Raw genomic sequence first — 14,854 nt, 5'->3', positions numbered from 1 at the left:
CTTGAGAGATTATCCTGTAGGGACAGGTCGCGACCTGTCCGAATCGTGCACTCAAGAAAATCAACCTATTAAGAATACTTTTTCTTGAGTTGGTTCGCATATAAAAACAACAGCAACAGTGCACCAAGTATACCATAGTAGACAAGGCTGTTCATATGGAAATAAATTCTTGAGACGAAAGCGATGATAAAGATCAATAAGCCAATCATCTCCAAAATTTTATAACGCGGAATTCTTTTCATGTAATGAAGATACACTTTATTCTGTGGAGTGAAATCTGATAAATGTTTATAACTGATAAAGCTACATGCAATACAAAGACATAAAAGCAGAGAATTTACTGAAGATAAAAACCCTTGGCCAGCTTCGTGCCGCCGGGTACGAACCACAAACTGTAAAGCAGGAACTGCGTCGTAACTTAATCAGCAAGCTGCAGCGCAAAGAAGAGGTATTTCCAGGCATCTGGGGCTACGAAGAAACCGTGGTGCCGGACCTGCAACGAGCTATCCTGTCAATGCACCACATTAACCTGCTCGGTTTGCGCGGACAGGCCAAAACACGCATCGCCCGCCTGATGGTGGACCTGCTTGACGAATACATACCTGTTGTGCAAGGTTCCGAGCTGAATGACGACCCGCTGCAGCCACTCTCGCGTTTTGCCAAAGACCAGGTGCACGAGCACGGCGATGATACCCCCATTGGCTGGATGCACCGCTCCGACAGGTATACCGAAAAGCTAGCTACGCCCGACGTTTCAGTAGCCGACCTGATCGGCGATGCGGACCCGATCAAAGCGGCGACGCTGAAGTTGCCTTACTCGGATGAACGGGTAATCCATTTCGGTCTGATTCCGCGTTCGCATCGTGGTATTTTCGTGATCAACGAGCTGCCCGATTTGCAGGCCCGCATCCAGGTTGCCCTGTTCAATATTCTGCAGGAAGGCGATATCCAAATTCGCGGCTTTAAAGTGCGTTTACCTTTGGATATCCAGTTTGTGTTCACTGCCAACCCCGAGGATTATACCAACCGAGGCTCCATCGTGACGCCGCTCAAAGACCGCATCGACTCGCAGATCATCACGCACTATCCGAAATCCATCGAGATTGGCAAAAAGATAACGCAGCAGGAAGCGCACATTAAGGAAGAGCAGGAGCAACTGGTCAACACCAACGACATCATCAGTGACCTTATAGAGCAGGTGGCATTTGAGGCACGTGAAAGTGAATACGTCGATGCCAAAAGTGGTGTGTCGGCCCGTCTGACTATTTCGGCTTTTGAGAGTTTACTGAGTGCTGCCGAGCGGCGTGCGCTGCTGAATGGCGAAAGCAAAACTTATGTGCGCTTGTCGGATTTCCTGAACACTATACCTGCCGTGACTGGTAAAGTGGAACTGGTATACGAAGGCGAGCAGGAAGGTGCGGGGCACGTGGCGCAGGTGCTCATGGGCAAGGCCATCCGCACGCAATTCCTCCAGTATTTCCCTGACCCGGACAAGGCCAAGAAGTCAAAAGAAGGGAATCCGTACAAGAAAATAACCGATTGGTTTGGCGACGGCAATACAGTAGATATTCTGAATGATGCCACTGCCTCGGAGTATAAAAAATCACTGCAAGCTATACCTGGCTTGAGCGAACTGGTAGAGAAATACCGTTCAGCTGCAAAGGGTGACGAGAAGCTTTTCATGATGGAATTTGCCTTGCATGGCCTGGCCGAGCACAGTCAGCTCAGCAAAAACCGACTCAGCACCGGCCTGCAGTTCAAGGACCTGCTCAGCGGTATGTTCACCATGCCGAGCTTTGGTGAGGAAGAAGACGAAGATGATTTTTAGGAGTTTGAGAGTTTAGGAATTTAAGAGTTAAAGAGTTGAAAAAGGCAGAAGTGGTACCCGTACTACTTCTGCCTTTTTTGTTGCTGGTATTGAGTAGAGTAATTTAATCTTTCAGAGAATGCCTATACCTAAAGCAAGGCAGTAGAGATGCTTTCCTACTCTTCATTTGCCTCATATCACAGCGCCTGCAGGTGTAGTGACGACTCCGGGAGAGGAGCGAGGCAGATCTTGAATCAGAATATGTGCTTTGCCCCAGTCCCCTTTCGCGTCATGCCACAACGTCTGCAGGTATACCGATGCTTCTGAGGGAGGCGTGGGAGCGGTGAGGCTAGCTTTGAAGGTGGAGAGGTTCATGGGAAAAGTTAATTACATAGTGACGTATCAACTTTAGAAATGTAGGCTCCCTGCAATTTTGTCGAAAAGTGTTCTGTAAGTATCAAAGTTAGGAGAAATAGTCACCATAGTTAAGATGAGTATGGCTCCTTCCTTATTTGTAAACAGAACATAGTTGTGCATGTCCTCTTTACTGTATTTATTTTTATGCGATTCTATCAGGTATTTATACTTTCTATCATTGATCACGGTGTCACCCTCTTCAATAATTGTGAACCCTTCAACCGTTCCAATGCTCTTTAAGAATTCACTATAAGTTGCATCCAGGCTTGTTTCGTCACGATGCAAAATGTTAATATTTAAATTCTCTCTAGGCACATCTTCCTCACTCTGTTTCTGTCTGAATGCGATAAGATCTAACGATTGATCAGCAGGAACTCCATACTTCCAGCCAACAGGAACTCCAATCTGGTAATTTTTAACAGTATCCTGAATAATGGCAAGTTCCTGTCCGAAACTTATAGTCTTAACAGAAACCAGGATAAGGAGGGTGAGTAAAAAGTGTTTCATGTTCGGGATATCAGTTTTAATAAGTTTGTATGTCGTGTGTTTACTCATCAGCACCGGGTTTGTATAGCTGAAGCACAGGCGAATAATTGTTATAATTTAATACCCCTGCGTATCGCTCTTATTTAGAATTGGCTTTTCTGCATTACTTCTGTAAAGCTCCAGGGAACTTGTAATAAATTGGTGAAACAAGGGGTGCGTATCATTTCGAGGTGAGGACGCATAAAGTTCATAGGCTGGCCCATTTTCATGACGTACTTTTATTGTTGCTCGTGTGCCATCTAAGACTATTCTTCTGTCACTTTCAACTACTTTAAGAGTTCTTTCTTTCGATAATGAATCGCTGATGCGAAGCAAGGGATGATTTGATGAAATTATTAAACTATCTTTTTCATAGCTTTTATACTTATCAAAAATTTGGGTAAGCCGCTTTCGCGCTTCTAAATCGTTCTCAAAGGTTTTTACTAATTCCTGAATTTCTAAACTGTCTTGCTTCGTGGGTTTTAAATCCTCCTGCTTTCTTTTAAGATAAATAACTTTCGTTTTGTTACCATTTTTTAAGAGATGAATCTTAAACTCTGAATGACTGGCTGATGCAGTAGATGTGATTTCTATCTGGTAATTGCCTGTGGCTTGGTAATAAGGAAAAAATGTAGAAAGGGTTAGAAGGAGAACCAGTAATATTTTCATGTTTTGGAAGTAGTTAATATGCGAGTTAGAAGCGTGTTGCAAATGATGATGTTACCCAAACAAAGCCGGCAGCTGCTTCACCAAGGTATAGCCGCCCATCCAGGCCATCACCAGCACCACCAGAACGCCAAAAACCGTCAGCCACAGCGGGTGCTTATACCTGCCGATGATCTCTGTTTTGTGGGCAGCGATTAGAATGGTGCCGAGTGTGAGGGGTAAGATGAGTCCGTTTAAAGCGCCCGCCAGAATAAGCAGATGCACCGGACGACCGATGGTGACGAAAATAGCGGTGGAAACCACAATGAAACCAATGATGAACCAGTTTTCGTAGCGCTCGATGCTCGTGTGGAAAGACTTGATAAAAGAAACTGAGGTATAGGCCGATCCGATCACTGACGTAATAGCTGCTGACACCATCACAATGCCGAAAAGCTTATACCCGACGTTGCCTGCCGCCAGTTGAAACACCGAGGCCGGCGGATTGCTCTCGTCCAGGATTAATCCTTTGCTCACGACTCCCAACGCCGCTAGGAAAAGAAAGATGCGGATGATGGAAGCGATCGTTATACCTGATACAGCGCTGGTGTTCACCTCAGGCAAAGCCGCTTCGCCCTTCACGCCGGCATCGAGCAGACGGTGGCCACCTGCAAAAGTGATATAACCGCCCACCGTGCCGCCCACCAATGTGATGATGGCAATAAAGTCGATCTGGTCAGGTAAGAAAGTCTTAACAGCAGCCTCGGCAAGGGGAGGAGAGGAGGTGATAGCCACGTACACGATCAGTAGGATCATCAGCAGGCCCATGACCTGGGCAAATCGGTCCATCACCTTTTTGGCTTCGCGCACCAGGAAAATGCCAATGGCAACAGCGGCGGTAATGATGGCCCCCAGTTCTGGCGAAATACCAAAGAGCACGTTAAAGCCCAGCCCGGCACCGCCCACGTTGCCGATGTTAAAAGCAAAGCCTCCCAGCACAATCAGTACCGCCACAAACAGACCGAGGCCCGGAAAAAGCATGTTGGCAATGTCCTGCGCCCGTTTCTCTGACACGGCAATTACGCGCCATACATTGAGCTGCACCCCGATATCGAGTATGATGGAGACCAGAATGACAAAGCCGAAGCTGGCGGCCAATGACTGTGTGAAGACGGTGGTTTGCGTAAGGAAGCCGGGCCCGACGGCAGAAGTTGCCATCAGGAAAGCGGCACCGAGTAGGACGCTCCAGTTGCGTTTCTGCTTCATGGACGCTGCACTTTTGGACTGGCAAGCGCTATACCTTCGCGCTGCAGAGTTTCATGAACATGGCGCGCAAATTCCAACGCATGCGGACCATCGCCGTGTATGCAAACTGTATCGGCCTGTATACCTACATCCACTCCCTGCTGCGACTGCACTTTGCCTTCCTGTACCATACGCATTACCTGGCTGGTAGCTTTATCGGGGTCAGTGATCAAGGCATCGGGCTGACGGCGGGAGGTAAGTGTGCCATCCTGTTGGTAGGTGCGATCGGCAAATACTTCGTTGGTTGTTTGCAAACTCAGCCTCATACCTGCGTAGATCAATTCACTTCCGGCCAAGCCATATAGGAATGCTTCGGGATTCACCTTGTACACAGCTTCAGCGATGGCTTCGGCCAGTTTGGTGTCGGTAGCGGCCATGTTGTAGAGGGCACCGTGCGGTTTCACGTGGTGCAGCTTGCCGCCTTCAGCCTGAACAAAAGCATGCAAGGCTCCCATCTGGTACACTACCATGTCGTATACCTCCTCCGCTGATACGGCCATGTTGCGCCGGCCAAAGCCGACCAGGTCGGGCAAGCCGGGGTGAGCACCGATGGCGACGTTATGCTGCAGACAAAGCTGTACGGTTTTGCGCATCACACCCGGGTCGCCGGCATGGAAGCCACAGGCAATGTTAGCCGAAGTGACGAAGGGTAGAATCAGTTCGTCGTTGCCGATACGGTAGGCGCCAAAACTCTCGCCTAAGTCGCAGTTCAGGTCAACGGAGAGGGGTTTGTTCATAAGTTGTGCTTTAGTTGGATGGCGCGTGCCAGTTGGGTCAGGTTTTGCTCCCGCCGGATGTAAAGCTGCTGGGCTTCTTCCAAAGATACTTCCTCAAACGTGATGGTCTGGCCCGGCACGACCTGTGCTAATATAGGCAAATCGACGCGAACAACCTGCAGTATACGCGGGTAACCGCCTGTGGTCTGGTGGTCAGCCATCAGCACGATCGGATTGCCATCGGGAGGCACCTGCACTGTGCCAAATGTAACGGCAGTAGAGATAAGCTCCGCTTCCTCGCTCAGGTATAGCGAAACGCCCTGCAACCGGTAGCCCATCCGGTCCGACTGTGCCGAAACCTGGAAGCGCTCCGTCCAGATCTGTTCCTGGCTGTTTCCGGAAAAGAGTTCGTACTCAGGACCCTTGATGACCCGAAGCGTAGGGTTTGAGGTATAGTTAGGGTAGAACTGCGGGTCAGGTGTCCAGCTGGCGGCTGCGTAATCCGCGCCTGCCATCTGCGGGAACAGGGCTATACCTGCCGGAGTAGGGCTGTTACAAGGTATAAGGTCTCGGGCCTGTAGTGCCCGTCCCTTATAGCCGCCTATACCTGCCTGCAAGTAGGTCGCGTAACTGCCCATCAGTTTAGGTATAGCAAAGCCACCTGACACAGCCAGGTAAGCTCTGCATCCGGATACGGGCGCCCCAAAAGACAAAATGCTCTCCTTCTTCACCAAAAGTGGTCGCCACATCGCAACACGTTCCCCATTGAGCTCAGGAGAGAGGTCGGCACCGGTCAAAGCGATCAGTTGGTCTTCGGTGAAGCGGATGGTAGGTCCGACGAGGGTGATCTCCAGCACGGCTTCGTCATCTGCATTGCCGGCCAGCATGTTGGCTACTCTGCAGGCAAACGTATCCATGGCGCCACTTGTAATGATGCCCTCTCTTTGATGTCCATACCTGCCTTTGTCCTGCAGGGTGGTGAGCATGCCTGGTTTTAGGGTCTCAAGCCCCATGTGCCCGCTCCTTTCGCTGCCAGAACTCGTCTTCTGAAATAGCTACAAACTTTACCTCGTCACCGGCCTGCAGCAAACTGGGTTGCTCCCGGTTCGGGTCAAAAAGTAGGAGCGGTGTGCGACCGATCAGTTGCCAGCCTCCCGGCGTCTCGATGGGATAAATGCCCGTCTGACCACCTGCTATACCTACCGACCCGGCAGGTATATGTGGTCTGGGATTTTGCTTGCGGGGTGTGGTCAGTTTTTTGGCCATGCCGCCCAGGTATGGAAAGCCGGGTGCAAAGCCGATCATGTATACCCGATACTTGCAGCGTATGTGGCTTGCTATTACTTCCTGCGGGGTGAGTTTGGTATGGCGGGCCACGTACTCCAGATCAGGACCGAAGGAGCCGTTGTAGCACACCGGAATTTCCACTACGCGTGGCGCTGCGGCCTTGTCGTTTTCACGGGCTACTTTGAGAATATACTGCAGCTGCTCGGTTACGTGTGTATACGGGTTGTAGAAGCCCTTCTCGCTTGCCTGCCAGGGGTCGTAGTACACCGTGACTGTGTTATAGGCGGGCACCTGTTCCACAAAGCCGGCGAACGGATGGCGGTCCAGGTAAGTACTGAAGGCACGCACTTTGGCATGGATCGCTTTGTCGATGGTATCGCCGAACTGCACCGTAATGGCGCTGTCGCCGAGCGGGTATAGCCGGAACAGCTGCATGTCTTTTTGCTTCATACCTGGGCTAAGTTGTGTGCCTCTGTATACCCTTTGAGGTGAGGTATAGTTAACCAAGGTACATAAAAAAACACAAGACCGCAGGGGCAGTCTTGTGTTTGTGCTAAATGGTCAGGATTGTTTAGTCTTTCAGGCCAACGTCTTCCAGAACAGGGGGATGCAGCTGCCCTTCAGAGTGGGCTACGATCATGGCCACGGAGGCATCGCCGGTCACGTTCACGGTAGTCCGCAGCATGTCGAGCAAGCGGTCAGGAGCCAGGATCAAGGCAATGCCTTCGATCGGTATACCTGCCTGTTGCAATACGATCACGAGCATCACTACGCCCGCGCCTGGCACGGCTGCCGCTCCTATGGAGGCCAGTGTGGCGGTAAGCACAATGCCAGCCTGCGTCGCCAGCGACAGGTCCATGCCATAAGCCTGCGCGATAAACACCGCCGCTACCGATTGGTAAAGACTCGTGCCGTCCATGTTGATGGTAGCGCCAAGTGGCAACACAAAGCTGGTGATTTCGCGGTTAATGCCCAGTCTTTCTTCGCAGCGCTCCATGGTCACCGGAAGCGTCGCTGCGCTCGAGGAAGTAGACAAAGCCAGCATCTGGGCCGGGAAGATGCCCTTGAAAAAATCGACGTAACTGCTCTTGCCTAAAAATTTGATGAGGAGCGGGTAAACCACGAACATCATAATGGCCAGACCAATAATAACGACGATACAGTAGTAGCCCAGCACGAGCAGCAATTCAGCGGCGGCCGAAGGATCATCGCCGGCGAACTCCACCACCAGTCCTGCCAACAGGGCGAACACACCATAGGGGGCTGCCATCATGATAATGTCCACCATTTTGAGGATAACGAGGTTAACGCCGTCGAAGAAAGCGTTGACAGGGCTCGCCTTGTCCCTGGGTATGAGGATGAGGGCAATGCCGAACAGCAGGGCGAAGAAGATGACCTGCAACATGCTCGCATTATTTGTCATGGCCCCAAAGATATTGTCGGGTACGATGTCGATGAGTGCCTGCAGTGGTCCTTGCTGCTCTACAGCGGCGGCATCAGAAGAGCGCTGGGTGGTAGCGGCGGCATACTGGGATTTGAATTCCTCACGTTTCTCAGGAGAAAATGCTTTGCCGGGCTCCGCTACGTTTACGATCACAAGCCCCAGCACCACCGCAAACAGTGTCGTCATCAGGTATAAGCCGATCGTTTTGGTGCCGATGCGGGAAAGTTTGCTGATGTCGCTCAGGCTGGCCACACCCGTAATCAGGGACACGAGCACAAGCGGCACGGCAATTAGTTTGAGCAGGTTGATAAAGATGGTGCCGAAAGGCTTGATCCAGTCAGAGGTGAACTCGATGAGGCCGAAGGAGCTGGCAGAAATACCCCAGGCTACTCCTAGCGCCATGCCGATCAGAATCTGCCAGTGTAAAGCTAATTTCTTCATAAACAGGGTAGTGACAGGGCGGTAATGGGTGCCTGCCGGTTACAGGTATAGGGTTCAGGAAATCACAGGAAAGGGCAAACACTGAGTAAGTGGCTGCATTTTCTGTCCGGAACGAAGTGTCCCTTTCAGGTAAAATTAAGAATTAATCCTTAAGAATAAGGTTTAATATATGGAAATGGATGATATTAATCCGTAGAAATGAGGCGCTTTTAAGCAGGAAAGGCCGCATCTGTGCGGCCTTTCCTGTTATCTGAATCCGGGCTGGATTTCTACTCTTCGTTTACCACGATTTTCTCAATCCTGTCGTTGGCGCGGATCTGATCGATCACGTCCACGCCTTCTACCACCTTGCCGAAGCAGGTATGGTTACGGTCGAGGTGGGCGGTGTTTTTGCGGCTGTGCACGATGAAGAACTGTGATCCGCCTGTGTTGCGGCCGGCATGCGCCATGCTCAGCACGCCACGGTCATGGAACTGGTTCTCACCGGTCAGTTCGCAGTCGATCTTGTAGCCAGGACCACCTGTGCCCGGCACGCCCTTCGCACCTTCGCGTGAGTTTGGGCAACCGCCCTGTATCACGAAGTCCGGAATAACGCGGTGAAAGGTAAGGCCATCGTAAAAGCCTTCTTTAGCAAGCTTTATAAAGTTGTCTACCGTCTTTGGAGCGTCTTTCTCATAAAACTCTACTTTCATGACGCCTTTACCGGTATGGATTTCTGCGGTTTTCATAATTCTACTTGTTTAAGATAATGTAATACTAACAAGTACAAAAGTACGCAAAATATTAATTGGCAGCCAGACACCGCCCGGCGATTTGGCTAAACATAGGACTGGCCCGGTATTTGCCAAAACTTGTAGCGCTCTAAAACAGTAATTGTACTATAGCCCGACCCCTGTATCTATCTGATTAAAACCTGAGCCTACTATGCGAGCCATTCCCTGCATGATAACCCTATTTGGACTAGCCATACTACTGATAACCGGCTGCGACCAGTCCAACAATAGCCGAACCGGAAACGAAGCCACCCAACAGGAGAGGGCCGATGCCTTGCTGGCAGACGGACCTGTTGAGTCGCAAGCCAGCAACGCGCTTCAAAATCCGGGCAGCACAAAGTCTTCCCGCGTATCTTCCCGCAGTTTATTGGACAATATAGCCGCCGACAGTGATTTGAGCACTTTCAACTCGCTTTTGCGCAAAGCGGGCGTATCTAAAGGATTGAGTGGCACGGGCCCGTACACAGTTCTTGCCCCCACTGAAGCCGCTTTTCTGGATCTTTCCGACAGCCTGCGCGACAACCTGGAAAGTCCGGAACACCGCGAACTGGTGCAGCAACTGCTCAACAACCACATCATTGCAGGCAAACTGACTACGAGCGACCTGCAGGATGGCGCCATTCTAAAAACAGCGGCCGGACATCAGTTGAAAGTGGCAAAGCGTGAGGACAAAATTCAGATCGGCAATGCCTTGATGGAGAAGCCCGACGGCATGAGCAGCAATGGTGTGCTGCACACGATCAACAGGGTATTGGTGCCCGTTAAAGAAACGGCTCTGTAAACTTAGAATGGGTTTGTCGCCCACACCGCTAGTTCAGGTATAAAGCCCCGGTCATCTAGCTCTAGTGCTCCTTTAATAGCCTGCGCAATCTCGTGGCCGCGCAGTTTGTTTGGCTGGCTGCTGCGTTCTTCTCTGTCTTCGCGGCCAAAGGCGGTGGTCACTTCGCTGGGGTTGAGTAACATAACGCGCACATTATACTTCCGCAACTCTGATTGCCAGCACTGGGTCATACCGCGCAGGGCAAACTTAGACGATGCGTATACCGAGCCGCCTTCATAGCCTTTGGTCGCGGCCGTGGAGCCGATGTTGATGATGTTGCCGTAGTTCTGCTTTTTGAAAATCTCTGCCGCATGCTTGCCCATCATGGCAGCGCCAAACACGTTCACGCTGTATACCTGCTGAAAATCTTCTAGCTGTACGTCTCCCAGCTTTTTGGAAATGCCTATACCTGCGTTGTTGATGAGCACATCAAGCCGGCCATACTCGGTCATGAAAGTCTCAAAGGTCCGCTTCACGTCTTCCGGGTTTGCCACATCGGCTGTAATGGGCATTGCGCCGAGTTCCTGTGCCGCCTTGTTGGTCCGTTTCTCGTCACGACCCGTTATGGCCACGTTCGCGCCGTGCTCAATGAGGAGTTTGGCGGTAGCGTAGCCGATGCCGAGTGTGCCGCCTGTGATGAGGATATTCGCGTTTTCGATTTTCATAGTGGTAGGGGTTTGTGTTTTATAACGTGGGAGGGGTGGTTGTAGTTTGCTTTTCGCCTAGCCGGCGGGGCGGTTTTGCAGATATAGTTTAATGGCGCGAGCGTCCACGCTCGTGTCGACTAAAGTGGGGCCCCTGGCCTAGGTATAGCTTATTTTGCTTTGTGGTAATTGCTATTGCAGGTATAGCGGGTTGTTTTGTTTTATAGCTTGGCTTGGCCAGCCGGGCCTCACTTTTTGTCTTGACACAAAAAGTAAGCAAAAAAGTCAAGACGCTCCAAACTCGCTGAACGCTCAAACAGTGGGTAGTCATTCAAGTGCACCTGGCTAAGCTATACCTTCGTAATGAGCGTGCAAGTCACCTTTGCTATACCTCCCAGTGTTCTGTGCTATAAAACTTATACCTATGAAATGGCAATGGCAGAAGTCCCCCTTCGAAGGGGGCAGGGGGATGTTAATCGTGCACGATTCCTATCTCAGTTTTAGGGCATGCTGGAAAGAGGTCAATCCTGTCAATCCCTTAATTCTGTAAATCCTGATTCAGACAAATTATCCCTGTGCACGATTCGGACAGGTCGCGACCTGTCCCTACAGGTTTGCCTCTCTAACTCCTTAACGCCCAAATTCTTAAACTCTGATTACTTTCGATTGTCTTCCCCGTGCATCATGCTCAGGTAGCTCTCATACCTGGTCAGGGCGATTTCGTTGTGGCGGACGGCTTCTACCACCGCGCAGCCGGGTTCGTTGAAGTGGGTGCAGTTGTTGAAGCGGCATTGGTTCAGGCGCTCGCGCATTTCGGGGAAGAAGTGGCCGAGCTCTTGTTTGGGGATGTCGACAATGCCGAGTTCTTTGATGCCAGGTGTATCGATGATGAAAGTTTCGGGATCGATTTCGAACATCTCAGCAAAAGTAGTGGTGTGCACGCCTTTATCAGAGAAACCGGAGATTTCGGAAGTTTTCAGGTCGAGATCGGGAACGATAAGGTTGATGAGCGTGGACTTGCCTACGCCGGAATGACCAGAGAAGAGGGACGTCTTGCCGTGCAGTAACTCCTTTAGCTCGTCTATACCTTGGTCGGCATGGGCAGATACGCCCATAACTTTGTAGCCGATGCGCTCATACAGGTATGCGATCTGCCGCTGGTACTCCTGCATGTCCTCGTCGTAGAGGTCGGTTTTGTTGTATACGATGACGGTAGGTATACCGTAGGCCTCCGCTGTTACCAGAAAGCGGTCGATGAAGCCGAAGGAGGTACGTGGCGACACCAGTGTGGCAATCAGCAGGGCCTGATCGAGGTTGGCGGCGATGATGTGGGCGTGCTCGGCTTTGTGTGTGGATTTTCGGATGATGTAGTTTTCGCGGTCTTCGATTTTGTGAATCACGGCTGTGTCCTCGCCTGTGGTTTCCACATCGAACTCCACACGGTCGCCGACGGCCAACGGGTTGCTTACCTTCATGCCCTTGAGCTTGAACTTGCCGCGCAGACGCGCCCGGTGCAGCTTGCCCTCCGCGTCACGCACCAGATACCACGATCCCGTCGATTTTACTACAACTCCTTTCATTGGTTTTATTTCAACAGCTGGCGCACATCAGCCATGATTATAGCTGTGGCACCTGCCTGTTCGTGTACGTAAGTTTTTTCTTTGTCGGTTATACCTTGGCGCAGCCCCGACGTGGTATGTACCCGCTCAAAAGCCTGCAGCAATTCTTCTGTATTGTTTATCGGGAAGGCGCAGCCCAAAGCCACCAGATCCTTCGCCTCCTGAAATTTGTCGAACTTCGGTCCGAAGAATAGCGGCAGGCCAAACACAGCCACCTCCAGCGTGTTGTGCAGCCCCTTGCCAAAAGCCCCGCCAATATAAGCGTAAGTGCCGTAGCTGTAAAGCGAGGAGAGCATGCCGATGTTGTCGATCACCAGCACGTTATACCTGCCGGCATCCGCTTCAGTGGCTTTCGAAAAGCGCATAGCGCCCTCTCCGAGTTGCTGCATGAGCTGGCTGATACCGCTGTCATGAATCTCGTGCGGCGCGATGATGAACTGTATGCCTTGTCGGTACTTCTGAACCAGCGGCAAGAGCACTTCTATATCGGCTGGCCAGCTACTACCCACCATGAACACCTCCTTGCCCTGCGCAAAAGCCTCCACCACAGGTATAGCCTTCACGCTAGCGGCAGTCTGCAGCACACGGTCGAATCGGGTGTCGCCGGCGATGCTGGCTTTGGCTATACCTATACCTTGGAGCAGCTTCAGGGAAGTCTCGTTTTGGGTATAGATGTGCGTGAAACGCTGCAGCATACTGCGGTTGAAGCCGCCGTAGGGTTTGAAGAACACCTGGTCAGGCCGGAAAATAGCCGAAATGGACAATACAGGTATAGCCCGCTCCTGCAAAGCCTGCAAGTAGTAATGCCAGAACTCGTACTTCACAAACACCGCCAGCTTTGGCTGCACGATATCCAGAAAACGGTTGGCATTGCTGTGGCTGTCGAGCGGCAGGTAGAAGATGTAGTCGGCACCCGCGTAGTTTTTGCGCACCTCGTAGCCCGAAGGCGAGAAAAATGTCAGCACTACCTTATACCCTGGGAACTCCTCCCGAAACGCCTCAATAACCGGCCGCCCCTGCTCAAACTCACCCAGCGACGCACAATGAAACCACACCACTGGCGCTTTGTTGCCCTGCAGCTGTTGCTTCATTCGCTCAAACTGCCCTTCACGCCCCTCCTGCATCAGCTTCGCCTTCTGGTGAAAAGGTGCTGCTAAGGCAATAGCCGCCTGATAAGCTTTCAGTCCGATGTCGTAGAGTAGTTTCAAGATGTAATTTTCTGGCAATGACCTCGCAGTGTCTTCCAGACCTGCGAGTGTCTGCGTACTGGTTTCATGCTGCAAATATAGGGTATTCTGAAGGGATAGTGGTAAAGGGGGCTTAGTTTGTGAAAGGGAAGAAGGGCTTGTGGGGTAGAAGGGATGTGGTATATTTGATAGGTTGAATATAGTTAGTTATGTTTTGCTACTAGTTACGTGGCATTTAAAAACACCTAAAAACGAGTGGAAATTGAAAACATAGTGTTTATAAAAGGTGGGGCCTACAGCGACGTAAAAAAAGCGCTGCGACAATGGGTTGACCTATACACAAGTGACTTACAGGATGGACTTACATTTGAGCTTTATAAGAACGGACGAGGGAATCACGTAATTAAGGCAGACCAAAGGCTTGACAATGAAGATTTTTTCTACCTTATTAATTACCTTAATTATCCGGAGGATATTGATTATAAGGTTGATGTAGAGGGTTTTGCGTTGGGCAAAGATGATTATATGCTCAAAGATAAAATGCTACTCGTGTACATTCCTCCTAATGACGAAGAGGGTGATAACGTGTTTGTGACAACCTCTAAAAACGAAAATTTTAAAGACGATTTTGGCGGTAGTGTGTCCATGCAAGAAGCAGGCAAAATATTTAGACTTCCTGAAATACCAGTATTTGAAAATCCGGAAGTCATTAAAGTAAATAAAAAGGAAGCTTCTCGGATACAGCAACAAAAAAACAGTAATAACCTTAAGAAACGGTTCTGTATTATTTCTTTAATAGTGCTAGGGGCTTATCTATTGAATCTTCTAGTTCCTGTTTTTTCTGATGATGTAATGACATTTGAGAGGACTACATGGTTTATTTGTTTAGGTGTTGGCGGTTGGTTCTCCCTAGACTGTGAGATGTTAAGTTATGAGAGATATTATTTCAAATGTTTTTGGATAGCAATCGGGTCTTTGCTCTATGGGTACTTACTAACTAATCACTTCCTACCATACTTCTCAGAAACAACATTTGCAGCATCTATGGGACCGCTGACCTTATTGGTTGTACAGTGGCCAACAAGAAGAGCCTATAAATGGGTTTTTCAACGCGAACCAACAACATTTGACAGAACAGGGCATTGGGCAGGCTTACCCTATACCTTAATTCTTGTGTTTAGCCTCGGAATTTTACCTTTGTTGATAGTGGATTATCTAAAGTAG

The 14,854-nt window shown here is 50.2% G+C and carries 15 protein-coding genes; 3 read left to right on the top strand and 12 right to left on the bottom strand.

Annotation, left to right across the window (positions count from 1 at the left end; all coding sequences use genetic code 11):
- Positions 1 to 307: 307 nt before the first annotated feature.
- Positions 308 to 1,828, top strand: coding sequence for a sigma 54-interacting transcriptional regulator (locus L1278_RS01005; protein WP_253400645.1), 1,521 nt, complete (start codon positions 308 to 310; stop codon positions 1,826 to 1,828).
- Between the two features lie 171 nt (positions 1,829 to 1,999).
- On the opposite strand, the gene L1278_RS01000 is transcribed toward L1278_RS01005, so the two are convergent.
- From L1278_RS01000 to L1278_RS00960, 9 genes are all read right to left on the bottom strand, one after another.
- Positions 2,000 to 2,182: a hypothetical protein gene (locus tag L1278_RS01000; RefSeq protein WP_253400644.1), complete on the bottom strand. Its 183-nt coding sequence runs from the start codon at positions 2,180 to 2,182 to the stop codon at positions 2,000 to 2,002.
- Between the two features lie 33 nt (positions 2,183 to 2,215).
- Positions 2,216 to 2,731 carry a hypothetical protein gene (locus L1278_RS00995; protein WP_253400643.1) on the bottom strand — a complete coding sequence of 172 codons (516 nt, stop codon included), beginning with the start codon at positions 2,729 to 2,731 and terminating at the stop codon, positions 2,216 to 2,218.
- Between the two features lie 96 nt (positions 2,732 to 2,827).
- Entirely contained in the window at positions 2,828 to 3,418 is a 591-nt protein-coding gene (locus L1278_RS00990) for a hypothetical protein (protein ID WP_253400642.1), read from the bottom strand.
- Positions 3,419 to 3,469: 51 nt separating this feature from the next.
- Positions 3,470 to 4,660 carry an NRAMP family divalent metal transporter gene (locus L1278_RS00985; protein WP_253400641.1) on the bottom strand — a complete coding sequence of 397 codons (1,191 nt, stop codon included), beginning with the start codon at positions 4,658 to 4,660 and terminating at the stop codon, positions 3,470 to 3,472.
- Positions 4,657 to 5,436: a 5-oxoprolinase subunit PxpA gene (gene pxpA, locus L1278_RS00980; protein WP_253400640.1), complete on the bottom strand. Its 780-nt coding sequence runs from the start codon at positions 5,434 to 5,436 to the stop codon at positions 4,657 to 4,659. Before pxpA ends, L1278_RS00985 begins: the two co-directional genes overlap by 4 nt.
- Positions 5,433 to 6,428 carry a biotin-dependent carboxyltransferase family protein gene (locus tag L1278_RS00975; protein WP_253400639.1) on the bottom strand — a complete coding sequence of 332 codons (996 nt, stop codon included), beginning with the start codon at positions 6,426 to 6,428 and terminating at the stop codon, positions 5,433 to 5,435. The genes pxpA and L1278_RS00975 overlap by 4 nt, the downstream gene beginning before the upstream one ends.
- Entirely contained in the window at positions 6,418 to 7,152 is a 735-nt protein-coding gene (gene pxpB / locus L1278_RS00970; protein WP_253400638.1) for a 5-oxoprolinase subunit PxpB, read from the bottom strand. Before pxpB ends, L1278_RS00975 begins: the two co-directional genes overlap by 11 nt.
- Positions 7,153 to 7,273: 121 nt before the next feature.
- Positions 7,274 to 8,587 carry a dicarboxylate/amino acid:cation symporter gene (locus tag L1278_RS00965; RefSeq protein ID WP_253400637.1) on the bottom strand — a complete coding sequence of 438 codons (1,314 nt, stop codon included), beginning with the start codon at positions 8,585 to 8,587 and terminating at the stop codon, positions 7,274 to 7,276.
- 269 nt (positions 8,588 to 8,856) lie between these two features.
- Positions 8,857 to 9,315 carry a peptidylprolyl isomerase gene (locus L1278_RS00960; RefSeq protein ID WP_253400636.1) on the bottom strand — a complete coding sequence of 153 codons (459 nt, stop codon included), beginning with the start codon at positions 9,313 to 9,315 and terminating at the stop codon, positions 8,857 to 8,859.
- Positions 9,316 to 9,529: 214 nt separating this feature from the next.
- Here L1278_RS00960 and L1278_RS00955 point away from each other — a divergent pair, with 214 nt between their 5' ends.
- Entirely contained in the window at positions 9,530 to 10,141 is a 612-nt protein-coding gene (locus L1278_RS00955) for a fasciclin domain-containing protein (RefSeq protein WP_253400635.1), read from the top strand.
- A 2-nt stretch (positions 10,142 to 10,143) separates the two neighbouring features.
- Here the strand turns inward: L1278_RS00955 and L1278_RS00950 are convergent, their stop codons facing one another.
- From L1278_RS00950 to L1278_RS00940, 3 genes are all read right to left on the bottom strand, one after another.
- Positions 10,144 to 10,845: an SDR family oxidoreductase gene (locus L1278_RS00950; RefSeq protein WP_253400634.1), complete on the bottom strand. Its 702-nt coding sequence runs from the start codon at positions 10,843 to 10,845 to the stop codon at positions 10,144 to 10,146.
- A 635-nt stretch (positions 10,846 to 11,480) separates the two neighbouring features.
- A complete protein-coding gene (gene rsgA, locus L1278_RS00945; protein ID WP_253400633.1) occupies positions 11,481 to 12,404 on the bottom strand; it encodes a ribosome small subunit-dependent GTPase A in 924 nt (307 codons plus the stop codon).
- 5 nt (positions 12,405 to 12,409) lie between these two features.
- Positions 12,410 to 13,651, bottom strand: a complete 1,242-nt coding sequence (locus tag L1278_RS00940) for a 3-deoxy-D-manno-octulosonic acid transferase (protein WP_253400632.1) — start codon at positions 13,649 to 13,651, stop codon at positions 12,410 to 12,412.
- 234 nt (positions 13,652 to 13,885) lie between these two features.
- Here L1278_RS00940 and L1278_RS00935 point away from each other — a divergent pair, with 234 nt between their 5' ends.
- Positions 13,886 to 14,854 carry a hypothetical protein gene (locus tag L1278_RS00935; protein ID WP_253400631.1) on the top strand — a complete coding sequence of 323 codons (969 nt, stop codon included), beginning with the start codon at positions 13,886 to 13,888 and terminating at the stop codon, positions 14,852 to 14,854.

The sequence above is a fragment of the Pontibacter sp. HSC-36F09 genome, assembly GCF_024171605.1.
In the GTDB taxonomy this organism is placed as follows: Bacteria; Bacteroidota; Bacteroidia; order Cytophagales; family Hymenobacteraceae; genus Pontibacter.
Note: the sequence above shows the minus strand (reverse complement) of the source record. Positions and strands in the feature narration are given on the sequence as shown.